At 58.2% G+C, this 15,288-nt stretch carries 13 protein-coding genes and 1 tRNA gene; 8 read left to right on the plus strand and 6 right to left on the minus strand.

Going from position 1 to position 15,288, the window contains the following annotated elements; genetic code table 11:
- Positions 1-22: 22 nt before the first annotated feature.
- On the minus strand, positions 23-886 hold the full coding sequence (locus CU103_RS06720; RefSeq protein WP_106663345.1) for an ATP-binding protein: 864 nt from the start codon (positions 884-886) through the stop codon (positions 23-25).
- A 157-nt stretch (positions 887-1,043) separates the two neighbouring features.
- Between CU103_RS06720 and yajC the strand changes: the two genes are divergently transcribed.
- From yajC to CU103_RS06740, 4 genes are all read left to right on the plus strand, one after another.
- A complete protein-coding gene (gene yajC, locus CU103_RS06725) occupies positions 1,044-1,385 on the plus strand; it encodes a preprotein translocase subunit YajC (protein WP_106663125.1) in 342 nt (113 codons plus the stop codon).
- Between the two features lie 63 nt (positions 1,386-1,448).
- Positions 1,449-3,719, plus strand: a complete 2,271-nt coding sequence (gene secD / locus CU103_RS06730; protein WP_106663126.1) for a protein translocase subunit SecD — start codon at positions 1,449-1,451, stop codon at positions 3,717-3,719.
- 3 nt (positions 3,720-3,722) lie between these two features.
- A complete protein-coding gene (locus tag CU103_RS06735; RefSeq protein ID WP_106663127.1) occupies positions 3,723-4,112 on the plus strand; it encodes an Mth938-like domain-containing protein in 390 nt (129 codons plus the stop codon).
- A gap of 27 nt (positions 4,113-4,139) precedes the next feature.
- Positions 4,140-4,976 carry a phytoene/squalene synthase family protein gene (locus CU103_RS06740; protein WP_106663128.1) on the plus strand — a complete coding sequence of 279 codons (837 nt, stop codon included), beginning with the start codon at positions 4,140-4,142 and terminating at the stop codon, positions 4,974-4,976.
- A 2-nt stretch (positions 4,977-4,978) separates the two neighbouring features.
- Here the strand turns inward: CU103_RS06740 and trmFO are convergent, their stop codons facing one another.
- Positions 4,979-6,388 (minus strand): methylenetetrahydrofolate--tRNA-(uracil(54)-C(5))-methyltransferase (FADH(2)-oxidizing) TrmFO, encoded by a 1,410-nt coding sequence (gene trmFO, locus CU103_RS06745; RefSeq protein ID WP_106663129.1) that lies wholly within the window; start codon positions 6,386-6,388, stop codon positions 4,979-4,981.
- An 89-nt stretch (positions 6,389-6,477) separates the two neighbouring features.
- Entirely contained in the window at positions 6,478-7,425 is a 948-nt protein-coding gene (locus CU103_RS06750) for an aldo/keto reductase (protein ID WP_106663130.1), read from the minus strand.
- 145 nt (positions 7,426-7,570) lie between these two features.
- On the opposite strand from CU103_RS06750, the gene CU103_RS06755 reads away from it, so the two are divergent.
- Positions 7,571-8,146 (plus strand): hypothetical protein, encoded by a 576-nt coding sequence (locus CU103_RS06755; protein WP_245448638.1) that lies wholly within the window; start codon positions 7,571-7,573, stop codon positions 8,144-8,146.
- A 176-nt stretch (positions 8,147-8,322) separates the two neighbouring features.
- Here CU103_RS06755 and CU103_RS06760 read toward each other — a convergent pair whose 3' ends face one another.
- Entirely contained in the window at positions 8,323-8,469 is a 147-nt protein-coding gene (locus tag CU103_RS06760; RefSeq protein ID WP_100001090.1) for a DUF1127 domain-containing protein, read from the minus strand.
- Between the two features lie 254 nt (positions 8,470-8,723).
- Between CU103_RS06760 and CU103_RS06765 the strand changes: the two genes are divergently transcribed.
- From CU103_RS06765 to CU103_RS06775, 3 genes are all read left to right on the plus strand, one after another.
- A complete protein-coding gene (locus tag CU103_RS06765) occupies positions 8,724-9,836 on the plus strand; it encodes a DUF2157 domain-containing protein (protein ID WP_162707283.1) in 1,113 nt (370 codons plus the stop codon).
- Positions 9,833-10,408 (plus strand): GDYXXLXY domain-containing protein, encoded by a 576-nt coding sequence (locus CU103_RS06770; protein ID WP_106663132.1) that lies wholly within the window; start codon positions 9,833-9,835, stop codon positions 10,406-10,408. The genes CU103_RS06765 and CU103_RS06770 overlap by 4 nt, the downstream gene beginning before the upstream one ends.
- A 120-nt stretch (positions 10,409-10,528) precedes the next feature.
- Positions 10,529-10,611: transfer RNA gene (locus CU103_RS06775), tRNA-Leu, on the plus strand.
- A gap of 98 nt (positions 10,612-10,709) precedes the next feature.
- Here CU103_RS06775 and CU103_RS06780 read toward each other — a convergent pair.
- Both CU103_RS06780 and CU103_RS06785 read right to left on the minus strand, forming a co-directional pair.
- A complete protein-coding gene (locus CU103_RS06780; RefSeq protein WP_106663133.1) occupies positions 10,710-13,880 on the minus strand; it encodes an efflux RND transporter permease subunit in 3,171 nt (1,056 codons plus the stop codon).
- A complete protein-coding gene (locus CU103_RS06785) occupies positions 13,877-15,040 on the minus strand; it encodes an efflux RND transporter periplasmic adaptor subunit (RefSeq protein ID WP_106663134.1) in 1,164 nt (387 codons plus the stop codon). The genes CU103_RS06780 and CU103_RS06785 overlap by 4 nt, the downstream gene beginning before the upstream one ends.
- Between the last annotated feature and the right edge of the window lie 248 nt (positions 15,041-15,288).

The raw sequence follows: 15,288 nt of genomic DNA on the forward strand, positions 1-15,288 counted from the left end.
AAGGTGGGGGCTTTTGTTGTTTTCATAGTTTCTTGCCGAGACGGCCCGCAAGATCCTGGGTGAACTGCCAGGCAACACGGCCAGAACGCGATCCGCGCGTGGTCGACCATTCCAGCGCTTGCGCATGGAGCCGGGATTTTTCCACGGCCAGGTCGAAATGGGCCGCATAGCCGTCGATCATCGACAGATAATCGTCCTGGCTGCACTTGTGGAACCCGAGCCAGAGACCAAAACGATCCGAGAGCGAGACCTTTTCCTCGACGGCTTCAGATGGGTTGATCGCGGTCGAGCGTTCGTTCTCAATCATGTCCCGCGGCAGGAGATGCCGGCGGTTCGACGTGGCATAGAAGATCACATTGTCGGGCCGTCCTTCGACGCCGCCTTCCAGCGCTGCCTTCAGGGACTTGTAGGACGTGTCGTCATGGTCGAAGGAAAGGTCATCGCAAAACAGGATGAAGCGATAATCCGTGTCCTTGATGGCCGCCATCAGGGCAGGGAGGCTGTCAATATCCTCCCGATGGATTTCGACCAGTTTGAGCGGATGGTCACCGGCTGGGGTGCCACTGTTGACAGACGCATGGACGGCCTTGACGAGCGATGACTTTCCCATGCCGCGTGCTCCCCACAGGAGCACATTATTGGCTTGCAGACCGTCGGCGAACCGCTTGGTGTTATCAAAGAGGATGTCGCGAACGGTGTCGACACCGCGGATCAGGGAGATATCGACGCGGTTGACCTTGCTGACCGGATCGAACGCGAGGCGATCCGGATTCCAGACAAAGCAATCCGCCACGTCCAGCCTGACCGGTTGTGGCTTGGGTGGAGCCATGCGCTCCAGCACTGCAATCAGACGGTCAAGTTTATCTGTGAGCAATTCCTCGGACATTCGCATCAAGCCTTCGTTTTTGTATGCGTGGTGTCACTATCATGTTGACGGTAAATCGAAAAGCAGCACACGCAGTTTTGTACGGTTGCTTTTGACAGTCCAAACATTGTATTGCGCAGGCTGGTTCATTCAAATTTGTTCTCTGGAGGTTGTCTCTATGTTCGTAACTCCCGCATATGCACAGGCAACGGGTGCCGGTGGCGCACCGGAAATGCTCATGAGCATCCTGCCATTCATCCTGATCTTCGTGATCATGTATTTTCTGATCATCCGCCCGCAGCGTACGGCAGCGAAGAAGCGCGAGGAGCAGCTGAAGAATATCCGTCGCGGCGATACGATCATAACGGGCGGTGGCTTCATCGCCAAGGTGACCAAAGTTTATGAAGACACAGGCGAACTCGACGTTGAAATCGGTGACGGCGTAAAGGCGCGGGTGTTGCGCGGCATGGTCGCCGACGTCCGGGTCAAGGGCGAACCGGTTGCCGACAACAAGAAATAAGGCATAGTTGCGGGGCGGCCATGGAGCCGCCCTGTTGATTCTAGGTTCGAGGGCCGGAACCGTATGCTGTATTTTAGCCGCTGGAAAACTGTACTCATCTGGGCTGTGGTCCTCGCAGGCCTGATCCTGGCGCTGCCAAATGTCTTCACTCAGGACCAACTGGTGAACTTGCCAGATTGGCTGCCGAAGAAACAGCTGGCGCTGGGCTTGGACCTGGAGGGCGGTTCGCGCATAGGCCTGCAGGTGGACAAGGACCACTTGCCGGACACTGACGCGACGATCGCAGTCCTCAGCCGCCGCCTCAGCGAGCTTGGCTATATAAATCCCCATGTCGTGAGCCAGCGAAATGGCCGTGTGCTCGTCGAGGTGCCGGGACTCTACGATTCCCAGTTGCTCAAAGACATATTGAGTCTGACGGGTGAACTCAGCTTCCAGATGGTCGACCCTTCTGTACCGGTGCAGCAGGCTATCGATGGTGCGCCGCCGGAAGGCGACGAGGTGGTCTATTCCTTTGATGACCCTCCCGTTGCCTATCTGGTCAAGAAAGAACCCCTGGTTTCAAACAAGAATTTCGTCGATGCACAGGCCGGTATCGATACCGCGACCCAGCAGCCGGTTATTACCTTCAGGCTGGACAGTATCGGCGCCGACCGTTTCTCGAAGGCGACCAAGGCGGGCGTCGGTCAATCCTTTGCCATCGTTCTCGACAATCAGGTACTTTCGGCTCCGGTTATCAGCGAAGCCATTCCGGGCAATACGGGCCAGATTTCCGGCAATTTCGATCTGTCGGGCGCCAGTAACCTGGCACTCGTCATGCGGGCCGGAGCTTTGCCAACAGATGTCACGGTGATCGAAGAGCGAACGATTGGCACGGATCTTGGTGCGGCGGCTGTTGTATCCGGAAAAATCGCTGCCATTATCGGTGCGGGCCTCGTTATTCTCTTCATGCTGTTGACGTACGGGTTCCTTGGCGTGATCGCCAGTATCGCCCTCGTCGTCAATGTGATCCTTATCCTCGCGGTTTTGACACTGTTCGGCGCGCCTCTGACGCTGGCCGGGGTTGCTGGTATCGTGCTGACGATCGGCATGGCGGTCGATTCGAATGTTCTCATTTATGAGCGCATCCGCGAAGACAGGCGCGCTGGCTTCTCGGTCATACAGGCCATCGATTCCGGATTTTCCCGCGCCCTGGCAACGATTGTGGATGCCAATGTCACCACACTGATCGCTGCTCTCGTGCTATTCATTCTCGGCAGTGGACCGGTACACGGCTTTGCCCTGACAGTGACCATCGGTATCGTTACGACGCTGTTCACGACGTTCACCCTGACGCGTTGGCTCATTTCGGTGTGGGTGCAGCGTTCGAAGCCGAAGGAAGTTCCCCGCGCGCCGCTCAAGCTTGTTCCGAACGACACCGAAATACCATTCATGAAATTGCGCGGCCTGACACTGGGCTTCTCCGCACTGTCGAGTATTGCAGCCATCGCGCTGTTCGCGATTGTCGGCATGAACTTCGGCATCGATTTCAAGGGGGGAACGATGGTCGAGATACAATCGCATGAAGGCGCGATTGATCTTGACGATGTCTATAGCCGGCTTGATGAACTGAACATCGGTGAAGTCAAGATCGAGCCTTTCAAATCTGACGACCGGGCGTTGATCACCGTGGGCAGCCAAGGCGAGGGCGAGAACGCCGAACAGACGGTCGGCGTCAAGATTCGCGGCGAATTGCAGGATGATTATGATTTCCGGCGTGTCGATGTGATCGGCCCTTCAGTATCGAGTGGTTTGTCGCAGGCTGGAGCACTGGCCGTCGCACTTTCGCTGATCGCGATCTTTGTCTATGTGTGGTTCCGGTTCGAGTGGCACTTCGCGCTGGGTGCGATCCTGGCTACCATCCACGATGTGGTGCTGCTCCTTGGCATGTTCGTTCTCTTCCAGATGGAGTTCAACCTGTGGAGCATAGCCGCCTTGCTTGCGATCGTTGGCTACTCACTCAACGATACGGTGGTCATCTATGACCGCGTGCGCGAGAACCTGCGGCGGCACGGGAGCGGCATGTCATTGTCGGCCATACTCGACGCTTCCATCAACCAGACCCTGTCGCGTACTATTTTGACCTCGCTTGCGACGTTCCTGGCGCTCATCGTTCTCTATGTCTACGGCGGTGACGATGTGCGATCTTTTGCGCTTATCCTTGCAGTTGGCATTGTCGTCGCAACCTATTCCTCGATCTTCGTGGCAGGGCCGCTGTTGATGCTGTTCGGGCTCAAGGGCCATGATGTGATCGACAACGGATCGACGGCGGCGGTTTCCGAGCAAAACGGAGTTTAGACAATGGCCAAAGGCATTGAAATCCGGGACGCCCATTTCCCTGGGCGGGCGCCTATCGATGCCTATGGAAACGGTGGATTTCGCTTTGCCGACATGTCGCATCGCGGGTCCATTCTCTGTCTGCCTTCGGGCATTCATGGCTGGGAGCCAAAAACGCCACCCATTCTGACGGCCGCCGATTTGTCGCTTGTGCTGGAGCAGGCCGCCGACATCGAAATATTGCTCGTCGGAACAGGAACGGAATTACGCCGGTTGCCGCAGGAACTGCGCGATGAGCTGCGTAAGCACCGCATATCGTCCGATCCGATGAGCACGGGCGCGGCGGTGCGAACCTACAATGTTCTGCTGGCGGAAGATCGCGCTGTCGCCGCAGCGCTGATTGCGGTGGAATAATTCGGCGCGGCGCGATATCTCACCCCCATGAACGCCAACGAAACCCACTGCATGCAATTCCTGCGGGATGCGGATCCTGACCGTTATCTCTCCGTGCTTTATGCACCGGAAGACAAGCGCGGGGCCTTGGCCGCGCTGTATGCGTTCAATGCGGAAGTAGCCCGCATCCGCGATCTGGTCCACGATCCGCTTCCGGGAGAGGTCCGGCTGCAGTGGTGGCGTGATCTTATCAATGGCAAAGAGCACGGCGCTGCGACCGGCAATCCGGTTGCCGCTGCACTGCTCCATACTGTGAAGGCGCATGGTCTGCCGCGAACGGCGCTCGACAATTATTGCGAGGCGCGGATTTTCGATCTCTATGACGATCCGATGCCAAGCCGCAACGATCTGGAAGGCTATTGCGGCGAGACAGCATCAGCGATGATCCAGCTGGCGTCGCTGATTCTTGATGCGGATGCTGCTCCCGCACACGCAGATACGGCCGGGCACGCAGGTGTCGCGCAGGCAGTGGCAGGATTGTTGCGGTTGTTGCCGCTGCATCGCCGCCGCCGCCAGGTCTACATCCCGGCGGACATACTCGCCGCTGTCGGGGCAAGTGCGGCCATGGTGCTGGATGGCTCGGACAAGGCAGCCACGCGGCGTGCAATCGATGCGATGGTGGCACTTGCCGAGGACCACCTTTCCAAGTTCGAGGCGGCCGCAAAGTCTTTACCGGCAACCCTGCGTCCAGCCTATCTACCGGCCTCACTCACTCGTACCTATCTGAAAAAGCTCAAATCCAACCGGTCTGATGCCGCCAATGAAGTTGCCGATATCTCGCCACTCGGCCGCCAATGGGCAATGTTCAAGGCATCGGTACGGTAGACCTATTCGGCAGCTTCGGCGATTGCAGGCAGACCCAGCCAGGAACGGCAGTCGGCCAGGGCTCGCGCACTCATGGCGCGTTTCTTGGCGTTGGACTTTTCCTTGCCGCGCAGCCGTTTTCCCTCGAACTTCGGTGCTTCGATGGGCGGGAACAGGCCATAATTGACATTCATCGGCTGGAAGGACCGCTTGCCCGGCTCCTCGTCGGTAACGATATGGCCGCCAGTTATGTGCCCGAGCAACGCACCGAAAGCTGTTGTCAGTGGCGGTGGCGTGACAGCTTGGCCGAGACGTTCCGCCGCGGCAAAGCGCCCGGCGAGCAGGCCGATGGCGGCAGACTCGACATAGCCTTCGCAGCCGGTGATCTGGCCGGCAAAGCGGAGGCCAGGGCGGCTTTTCAGCTGCAAGGTCGGATCAAGCAGGATCGGGGAATTCAGATAGGTATTGCGGTGCAGACCGCCGAGCCGGGCGAATTCCGCATTCTCCAATCCCGGTATCATGCGAAAGATGCCGGTCTGCGCGCCGTATTTCAGCTTGGTCTGGAAACCAACCATATTGTAGAGCGTGCCAAGCGCATTGTCCTGCCGCAGCTGAACCACCGCATAGGCCTTGACGGTGGGATTGTGGGCGTTGGTCAGGCCCATCGGCTTCATTGGGCCATGCCGCAGGGTTTCCACCCCGCGTTCGGCCATCACCTCAATCGGCAGGCAGCCGTCGAAATAGGGCGTGCCCTCCCATTCCTTGAACTCTGTCTTGTCACCCGCAATCAGCGCCTGGACGAAAGCCTCGTACTGCTCCCTGGTCATCGGGCAGTTGATATAGTCCTTGCCATTGCCGCCCGGGCCAACCTTGTCGTAGCGCGACTGGAACCAGCAGACATTCATGTCAATCGAATCGTAATGCACGATCGGCGCGATCGCGTCGAAGAAGGCGAGGGCGTCGGCACCGGTTTCCTTGCCAATGGCTTCGGCGAGTGATGGCGCCGTCAGCGGGCCGGTGGCGATGATGGCCTTGTCCCACTCCGCCGGTGGCAGGCCGGTGATTTCCTCCCGCTCGATGGTGATCAGTGGATGGGCTTCAAGCTTTTTCGTCACCGTTTGCGCGAAACCATCGCGGTCGACGGCAAGCGCGCTGCCGGCCGGAACCTGATGGGCATCGGCGGAAGCCATGATCAGTGAGTTAGCGAGGCGCATTTCCGCATGCAGTACCCCGACCGCATTCGTCTGCGCATCGTCCGAGCGGAAAGAATTGGAGCAGACGAGCTCCGCCAGATCTTGCGTCTTGTGCGCATCGGTGCCGCGAACGGGACGCATTTCATGCAGGATGACGGGAATGCCAGCTTCCGCAAGCTGCCAGGAGGCTTCGGAACCGGCGAGACCGCCGCCAATGATGTGTACAGGTTTGTTCGACATAGGCTTCCCATAAACCCTTTGAAGCCATGCTTCAACGTGGAAAAGCCGCCGCAGGCACGCTGCAGCGGCTCTTTAGTCTACAAGCGTGTTCAGGCGCTGGCCTTGTCGAGCTCGGCGATGTCGTTCTTGTCCAGCTCAAGCGATGCGGCCTTGATCAGGCTCTCCAGCTGTTCCAGCGAGGTTGCGCTGGCGATTGGTGCCGTGACGCCTTCGCGCTGAATGATCCACGCCAGGGCGACCTCCGCTTGCTTGGCCTTGTGCCTGGCAGACACCGCGTCCAGCGCACCCAGAATGCCGCAGCCGCGCGGGTTGAGGTAATCCTTTACCCCGCCACCGCGAGCGCTTTTTCCGAGATCGGCTTCGCTGCGATATTTACCGGAGAGGAAGCCCCTGGCGAGGCTGAAATAGGTGATGACGCCAATATCTTCTGCCATGCAGAGATCGCGCAGTTTGCCGTCATAGCTCTTGCGGTCATAGAGATTGTATTCCGGCTGCAGCACGTCATAGCGTGGCAAGCCCTTTGCGTTGGACACATCCAGCGCCCCGCGCAGCTGATCCGCATCGAGATTGGAGGCGCCGATCGATTTGATCTTGCCCGCCTTCAACAGTTTGTCGTAGGCGCCAAGCGTTTCCGCGTAGGGTGTATCGGGATCAGGCCAATGCGAGAGGTAAAGATCGATCGCGTCAACCTGAAGACGCTTCAGCGAGGCTTCTACGGCCTTGGCAATATAGGCGGCGGAAAGGTCTTTCTTGCCTTGCCCCATATCCGAGCCGACCTTGGTGATGATCACCACCTTGTCGCGCGCCTTGCGTGATTTAACCCATTCGCCAATGATCACCTCGGATTCGCCACCCTCGTTGCCTGGAACCCAGCGGGAGTAGGCATCGGCCGTATCGATGGCGTTGAAGCCGGCATCGGCGAAACGGTCGAGCAGATCGAATGAAGTCTTCTTGCCGGCGGTCCAGCCGAAGACATTTCCGCCAAAAACCAATGGCGCGATGGATAGGCCAGTGCGGCCAAGTCGACGTTTTTGCATGGAACGTACTCCTGGGAATCTGAGGCGGAATTGGAATGTAGGGCTGGGCGGAGGGCGTTTCCAGCCCGGCGGTCAGTCAATGACGAGAAACCATAAGATGTAAATTCGGTAGGCTTGAGCGATAGCCCTTGCTAGAGTTTCTGCCATGCGCATCACTGGATCAAGTACTCTGCCGCTGCTCCTCTTTGCTGTCCTGTGTGGCACTGCGTCAATGGCGCGAGCGCAAACCTTTCGCGTTTGTCACGGCTATGGCTGCAATTTTCAAACAAAGGTGACGCTGACGGGAGCGGACCGCGCCAAAATCGCCTCGATAATGGCGGATGGCCGCAAATCCGCCGAAGCGGAACGAGCCGCTGTCCGCCGCGCCGTGCAGGTCTTCGAGCGCCGCAGCACGCAGGTTATTGGTGTGACCGACCGGCCGAAAATGGATTTTGGCGCTGGGCGTGAGAAGGGGCAGATGGATTGCGTCGATGAATCGACCAATACAGACCATTTCCTGCGCTATCTGCAGAGTGCCGGTCTGCTCGGTTTTCACAGCGTCAGCCGTCGCGACGCGCGCGGGAGCTTCCTGGATGGGCGTTATCCGCACTTCACTGCGGTTCTCCGTGACCGTTCCGGTACATTGTGGGTGGTCGATTCCTGGTTCGAGCCGGGGGGCGGGCCACCTGATGTCATGCGCTTGGCGGAATGGAAGCAGAGGGGCGTTGGCGGCGCACGCTGAAATGAAGGGTCGAAAGCGCTCCAAATTCCTGGCGTAGGCCAGAAACAACAACACCCACCGCGGGAGGAGGTGCGGTGGGTGTCGTTTTGTAAAGGCCAGCTGGGAGGAGGAGTGCCGGCCTTTGACCGCGGGAGCTCTGGGAGGAGGATGAGCCCCGGCGATATTCTGTTGTGCTATTAGCGTACTGCGGACTTCTTGGCGACGAACGGGATGTCCGAACGGGCAATGCCCAGATCGCTGAGTTCGCGGGTCGACAGACGGTTCAGCTCGGAAACCGTGTCACGATAACGGCGCCAGTTGCTGTAAGAGCGGATAAGGTTCATTTCAATCACCACTTCGGTTCGTTGTTTTGTTGATCACTCTTGATCGTTGAACTGAAGATAGTGCATGGCCCTCAGAAGTTGCAGAGCCAAGTTTGCAGGTCAGCTATGCAATTGTTGCATTGCAACATTAATCGATTTTAATTGTTGCGTCGCACAAATGTCATCTTTGCGGCAATCGCTCGAATCGGGCCATGATTGCGTTCTTGCTGTCTCTGGCGTTAGTTGAGAGCGAAAGAGCGAATCAGGAGCATCCCGTGGCGATTTCCTTCGGCGTAAGAAAACATATTGCGCGCTGGCAGCAGGATGGCTTGATCGATGACGCCACGGCCGAACGCCTGCGCAACGATATAGAGAACAGGGGTTCCGGTTTCGGCCTTGGCGGCATTCTCGCGCTCCTCGGCGCCGTCCTTCTCGGCGCGGCCGTTGTTTCGCTCGTCGCCGCCAATTGGGAGGCGATGCCGCGTCTTCTCCGTGTTGGCCTCATCATGTCCGTGCTGTTTATCGGCTATATCGGCGGGGCATGGCGGGAAAGCCGCGGCGACAAGGTCTTCAGCCAGGCCCTCTACCTGACAGCGGCGATTACCTTCGGTGCTGGAATTGCTCTGGTCGGCCAGATGTATCATCTGTCGGGCGATGCCGCGGACGCTGCACTCCTGTGGGTGGCCGGTACCATGGTTGCCGCGCTGTTCCTCCGCTCGCCCGTGCTGGTCTCGGCGAGTGTCGCCATTACAGGCTTCTATCTGTTCTGTTCGCTCGAACCTGCCACAACGGAGCGGCTCAGCTATCTCTGGCTGGTCCCTATCCTGCTTTTCATCTGTGGCGGTTTGGTCTGGTTCACCAATGGGAAGGCGGCCAGGCATTTCATTGCCCTGTTGCTGATCATCTATGTCTTCACCGTCAGGTTTGACCTCGACCGGAGCTGGATATTGTGGCTGGCCGCCATCCTTGGCGGTGCGCTCTTCCTGGCGGACGCATTGGGTAATAGTGCAATGCAGCGGCTGACAGGCTGGGCCGAGGCAATCGGCGCTTATGGTTTCATGATGCTGCTCCTGGCATTGATTTTCTTCCAGTTTGACCAGTTCAGCGATGGCGTCGGCAATCAGGTTATCATCGGCTTTGCCATTCTTGGCTGTTCGATTGCAGGTCTTGCACTCTCTGGCCACCGCAATCTGGCGGTGCGCTGGAGCGCGTATACAGTCTTCTCGCTTGAGGTCCTCTATCTTGCCTTTGAAACCATAGGCACACTGATCGGGACGGCAAGCTTCTTCCTCAGTGCGGGCGTGCTCGTGCTGCTGCTCGCAGCTTTCGTCATCCGGATGGAGCGGCGGCTTCAGAGGAAGAGCCCAAAAAAGGAGGTAACGGTATGACTTTGAAGTTGAATCGCTTCCTCTGGCTTGGCGCTGGCGTGGCGCTGCTGCAGTCCGGCGCGCTTTACGCCATGGTCGCACAACATGCCTCCATTCTGCGCAATGGCACCGATATCACGCTGCTGACCGAGCCCGTCGATCCACACGATCTGCTGCGCGGTGACTATGTCACTCTCGGTTATGGCATTTCCAACATCGAGGCGGGCAAGATCAGTGGAACCCCACCGGTCGCGGACGGATTGGCCGATATTTATGTGACGGTGAAGCAGGGCGATGACGGCGCCTGGACGTTCGGTGGTGCCTCCTGGCATAGACGCGAGGATTTGCAGGCGGGCGAGATCCAGCTGCGCGGCCGCACAGCCAGCTTCGCCAATGCCACCGTCTACCATCAGCTTCGCGTCACCTATGGCATTGAGCGTTATTATGTGCCTGAAGGTCAGGGAAAGGCGATCGAAGACCAGCAGCGGGAGCGCAAGATCGAGGCTGTGATTGCCGTTTCGCCCGCCGGTGATGCGCAGATCCGTGCGCTGAAGGACGATGGCAATGTGCTTTATGAAGAGCCGATCTACTGACCACCCGCATTCACTCATGCGCCGGGAATTATTGCTGGCCGATGCTCGCCTTTTTCCTTTGACCCATTCAAAGACGGTGATATAGAGACCGGCGCTTGGGGTGCAGTTACGCCTCCATCTGCGGATATGGCGAAATTGGTAGACGCACCAGATTTAGGTTCTGGCGGGAGACCGTGGGGGTTCGAGTCCCTCTATCCGCACCAGCAAACTTCTCAAAAGTAGTATCTTACCCGGACGCAATCTCTTCAACGGCCGCTTTGGCCCCTCCAGCTTGGACGACCGCGCATGTAGCGCGGAGCTGTTAAAAGCCCCGCGCTGGTGCCTCCACCACTGGCTTCCGTTTGCGCCGCAAGGACCTGAGCGCAACATAGAAGACCGGCGTCAGGAACAGGCCGAAGAAGGTGACGCCAAGCATGCCGGAGAACACGGCCGTACCCAATGACTGGCGCATTTCCGCGCCGGGGCCGGTGGCAATCATCAGCGGGACCACACCGAAGATGAAGGCGAATGCCGTCATCAGGATCGGACGCAGGCGCAAGCGGCTCGCCTCGATGGCAGCCTCCACCGGTGTAGCACCGTCTTCCTCGTGCTGACGGGCAAACTCGACGATCAGAATCGCGTTTTTTGCGGCGAGACCGATGAGGACCACGAGCCCGATCTGAGTCAGGATATTATTGTCCATCCCTCGCAAGCTGACGCCTATGAGCGCGGCGAGCACGGCAAGCGGAACAATCAGGATGATCGCCAGCGGCAGGATCCAGCTTTCATATTGCGCCGACAGTGCAAGGAAGACGAAGACTACCGACAGGCCAAAGATGAATATTGCCGTGTTGCCGGTGCTGCGTTCCTGGAAGGCGAGTTCCGTCCAGTTGAAAGTGGTACCGGGCGGCAGCGTATTGGCGGCGAGGGCTTCCATCTTGTCGAGCGCGTCGCCCGTGGAAACGCCGGGAGCGGGGTTACCCTGCAACGGTACCGAAACGTACATATTGTAACGCTGCACCAGCGATGGGCCGGTCGTATCCCTGATATCGACCAGCGTCCCGAGCGGCACGAGTGCCCCGGTTGACGAACGCACCTTCAGATCCAGAATGTCTGCACGTTGCATCCGATACGGCTGGTCAGCTTGCGCACGGACCTGATAAACCCGCCCGAAGGCATTGAAATCATTTACATAAGACGTTCCAAGGTTGATCGACAATGTCTCAAAGATATTCGGTATCGGGACATTCAATGCCCGCGCCTTGTCGCGGTCAATTTCGAGAAAGTATTGCGGGCTTGAGGCCGAGAATGTCGTGAAGACGCCCGTGAGACCGGGCGTCTGGTTGGCCTGTCCCATCATCTGATAGGCGAGGGCGAGAACCCGGCGCATATCGGAACTATCACGGTCGAGCAGCTGCATCTTGAAGCCGCCGGAATTGCCGACGCCGCGGATTGAGGGCGGCGGCACGGCAATAATGAAAGCTTCCTGGATGCTTTGCAGGCTTCCAAAAAGGTTGCCAATGATGGCGTTGGCGGTCTGGCCATGTTTGAGCCTTTCCTCGAAAGGTTCAAACGGTGCAAAGACGACGCCGGAATTTGAGGCATTTGTGAAAGTGGCACCGTTGAAGCCAGCAAAAGCCACGGCATTGCTGACGCCAGGGACTTTCCTGACGATCTCGGATGCGCGTTTGATCACTGCGTCCGTGCGTTCCAGCGATGCGCCGTCGGGCAACTGGACAACGACGATGGCATAACCCTGGTCCAGTGTGGGGATAAAGCCGCGCGGCACAGTTGTCGCCATATACCAGGTAGCTCCAAGGAGAGCCACGAACACCAGAAGGCTGGCTATCAAGCCTGTCGCAGATCCAACAAGGCTCCGGATAACCCGCGAATATCCGTTCGCCATCTTGTCGAACCCGGTATTGAAACCGTTTGCAAGCGTTCGTCCGAAGCGGGTCAAGGGATTTCGCGGTGCCGTGGCGTGCTCATGGGGACGCAGGACGATTGCTGCCAGCGCCGGCGAAAGCGTCAATGAATTGAGCGCGGAGATCGCAGTTGCGACGGCAATCGTCACGGCGAACTGCAGATAGAACTGACCGGTAATGCCTGGAATGAACGCGGTGGGCACAAAAACAGCGATCAGCACCAGCGAGATGGCGATAACGGCCGTTCCGACCTCATCCATCGTCACGTGCGAGGCCTGTTTCGGCGTCATCCCCGCCGCCAGGTTTCGTTCGACGTTCTCGACGACAACGATCGCATCGTCGACGACGATACCAATGGCGAGCACCAGACCGAACAGCGTCAACATGTTCAGCGAGAACCCGAAAGCCAGCAGGAATGCCAACGTGCCGATTAGCGATACCGGGATCGCGACGATCGGGATGATGGCTGTCCGCCACGATTGCAGGAAAACAAGCACCACCAGGGCAACGAGGATTACGGCTTCGAAAATGGTCTTATAGACCTCGTTGATCGATTCCGAGATGAATTCGGTGGGGTTGTAGACGATGTCGTAGGTTAGCCCAGCTGGAAAATCCTTGGCCAGGTCCACCATGGTCGCTTTGATAACGTCGGCGGTCGCCAAGGCATTTGTGCCTGGACGGTTGAAAATGCCGAGAGCGACCGCAGGGCTGCCGCCAAGATAGCTGTTGGTCACGTAGTCCTTGGCGCCAAGTTCGACGCGGGCGACATCCTGCAGCTGCACAAGCCGTCCGCTTTCCGTCGCCTTGACAATGACATAACGGAATTGTCTCGCATCGCTGAAGCGGCCTTGGGTTGTCACCGTATACTGGAAGGCATTCGTTCCAGAGGCGGGTGGTCCGCCGATGGAACCGCCGGAAACCTGCACGTTCTGCTCCTGCAGGGCCTGGACGACATCACTCGCCGTCATACCATAGGCCGCCAGTTTTTGGGGATCGAGCCAGATGCGCAGGGAGAATTCACGTTCGCCAAAGATCGTGAGATCACCGACGCCATCGAGCCGCAACAGGACGTCGCGAATACGCGAGCGGGCGTAGTTCGAGACGTAGAGCTGATCGTAGCGATTGTCCGGCGATAGAAGGTGAATCACCATCATCAGATCCGGTGAACTCTTCGTCGTCGTTATGCCGAGACGACGCACTTCTTCAGGCAGGCGGGGCTCGGCGATCGAGACGCGGTTCTGCACAAGGACCTGCGCCTTGTCGAGGTCGGTGCCGAGCTTGAAAGTGATTGTCAGTGCCATCGATCCGTCGGCCGTCGAATAGGAAGACATATACAGCATGTCCTCGACGCCGTTGATTTCCTGCTCGATGGGGGTCGCCACCACATTGGCAATGGTTTCTGCATCGGCACCAGGATAGGAGGTGCGCACGACGATCGTCGGTGGAGCGATTTCTGGATACTGCGCAACCGGAAGCTGCGTATAGGCGATGCCGCCGACAATCAGCAGAACGATGGAAAGAACGGATGCGAAGATAGGCCGGTCGACGAAGAAATGCGCGAACCTCATTGGCTGGCTCCCGCGAAAGACGGGCCTTCCTGCGGCAGCACCACAAGTTCCGGCTTGACCTTTACGCCCGGACGAATCCGCATCAATCCGTTGACAACAATGGTCTCATCGCCAGTCATGCCCTCGCGGATGACGCGGTAGCCGTAGAGCGTGGGCCCCACTCTTACCGGCTTAGGCGTGACGGTACCGTCCTCGCTGACAACATAGACAATCCGCTCGTTCTGATCAGAGCCGATCGCATCGTCAGGTATGAGGATGCCCTTGTACTTGTTCGACGCGGCCACTTCGACGCGGCCGAAAAGCCCCGGTTGCAGGATGAGATTGGGGTTGTCGAACCGGGCACGCACCCGCATCGTGCCGGTCGCCGCGTCAAGACGATTTTCCGCAAAGTCGAGTTTTCCCTTGACTGGCGGTTCGTTGGAATCGGTCAGCTTAACCGTTACTTCAAGCCCGCCACCGCCTTCCTGCAGGATTTGACCGTTTTCACGGGCCGTGCGCGCATAGTTGAGCAGATTGCGCTCGTCCACATCGAAGTAAAAGTCGATTGGGTCGAGCTGGACGATGGTGGTCAGTATCGTATCGTTTGCATTGACCAGATTGCCGACAGAGATCAGCCGGCGGTCGATGCGTCCGTCCTGGGGGGCGGTAATTTCCGTGTACATCAGGTTGAGCTTGGCGCCGTCAACAGAAGCCTGGGCGCCGGTTACACTGGCCTGGCCGGCCAGGAACGCGCGCCTTTGGTCGTCAAGGGTCGAGACGGACAACGTCCCGCTGCCAGTGAGCGATTCCGTCCGCTTGTACTGGGCTTCCGCATAGTCGAGCGTCGTCTTGGCAACCTCCAGCGCCGACTGAGCCTGTGCAAGCGCAGTCACATAGGGGCGCTGGTCAATCGTGAAAAGCGGATCACCCTTCTTGACCAGGGCACCATCCTTGAAATGCACCTGGTCGAGATAACCATCGATACGGGAACGGACGGCCACTTGATTGACAGCTTCAAACCGCCCAATGAACTCATCGGCATCGATAACGTCGCGCACGACCGGTTTCGCTACCGTCACGGGTGGCGGCGGAGGAGCGGCCTCTTGGGCGAATGCTGCAGATGCCGAGAAAATGACGGCAGTAAAGCCAAGTCGAATGGCTGAGATGAACGTTCGTGACAAGGGTAGCCTCCGTGACAATCAGACTTCCGATGCGTCGCGCGGGTAAATGCCGAGGTACTCAACTGGTTGGAGCAGCTGGAAGGCCGATTCAGCGGACGATCAAGTCAAGCAATGCAAGTCAGGTATTCAACGCTCTATAAGGTGCTCGTGAAGTCTCGACACGTTCGGCACGTTGCGCAACCGGCACAATGTGCATGCACAAATCAGCCGTCTCAAAACCCCACGTATCCAGACTTGCACAGTTCGAT

The sequence above is a fragment of the Phyllobacterium sophorae genome, from assembly GCF_003010965.1.
Lineage (GTDB): Bacteria > Pseudomonadota > Alphaproteobacteria > Rhizobiales > Rhizobiaceae > Phyllobacterium > Phyllobacterium sophorae.

What these genes read in the sequence shown, in the direction of transcription:
- CU103_RS06750 (WP_106663130.1), bottom strand. Translation starts at nt 7,425, where the DNA reads ATGCAAAAACGTCGACTTGGCCGCACTGGCCTATCCATCGCGCCATTG.
- CU103_RS06735 (WP_106663127.1), top strand. Translation starts at nt 3,723, where the DNA reads ATGGCCAAAGGCATTGAAATCCGGGACGCCCATTTCCCTGGGCGGGCG.
- yajC (WP_106663125.1), top strand. Translation starts at nt 1,044, where the DNA reads ATGTTCGTAACTCCCGCATATGCACAGGCAACGGGTGCCGGTGGCGCA.
- CU103_RS06770 (WP_106663132.1), top strand. Translation starts at nt 9,833, where the DNA reads ATGACTTTGAAGTTGAATCGCTTCCTCTGGCTTGGCGCTGGCGTGGCG.
- CU103_RS06720 (WP_106663345.1), bottom strand. Translation starts at nt 886, where the DNA reads ATGTCCGAGGAATTGCTCACAGATAAACTTGACCGTCTGATTGCAGTG.
- CU103_RS06760 (WP_100001090.1), bottom strand. Translation starts at nt 8,469, where the DNA reads ATGAACCTTATCCGCTCTTACAGCAACTGGCGCCGTTATCGTGACACG.
- secD (WP_106663126.1), top strand. Translation starts at nt 1,449, where the DNA reads ATGCTGTATTTTAGCCGCTGGAAAACTGTACTCATCTGGGCTGTGGTC.
- CU103_RS06780 (WP_106663133.1), bottom strand. Translation starts at nt 13,880, where the DNA reads ATGAGGTTCGCGCATTTCTTCGTCGACCGGCCTATCTTCGCATCCGTT.
- trmFO (WP_106663129.1), bottom strand. Translation starts at nt 6,388, where the DNA reads ATGTCGAACAAACCTGTACACATCATTGGCGGCGGTCTCGCCGGTTCC.
- CU103_RS06755 (WP_245448638.1), top strand. Translation starts at nt 7,571, where the DNA reads ATGCGCATCACTGGATCAAGTACTCTGCCGCTGCTCCTCTTTGCTGTC.
- CU103_RS06740 (WP_106663128.1), top strand. Translation starts at nt 4,140, where the DNA reads ATGAACGCCAACGAAACCCACTGCATGCAATTCCTGCGGGATGCGGAT.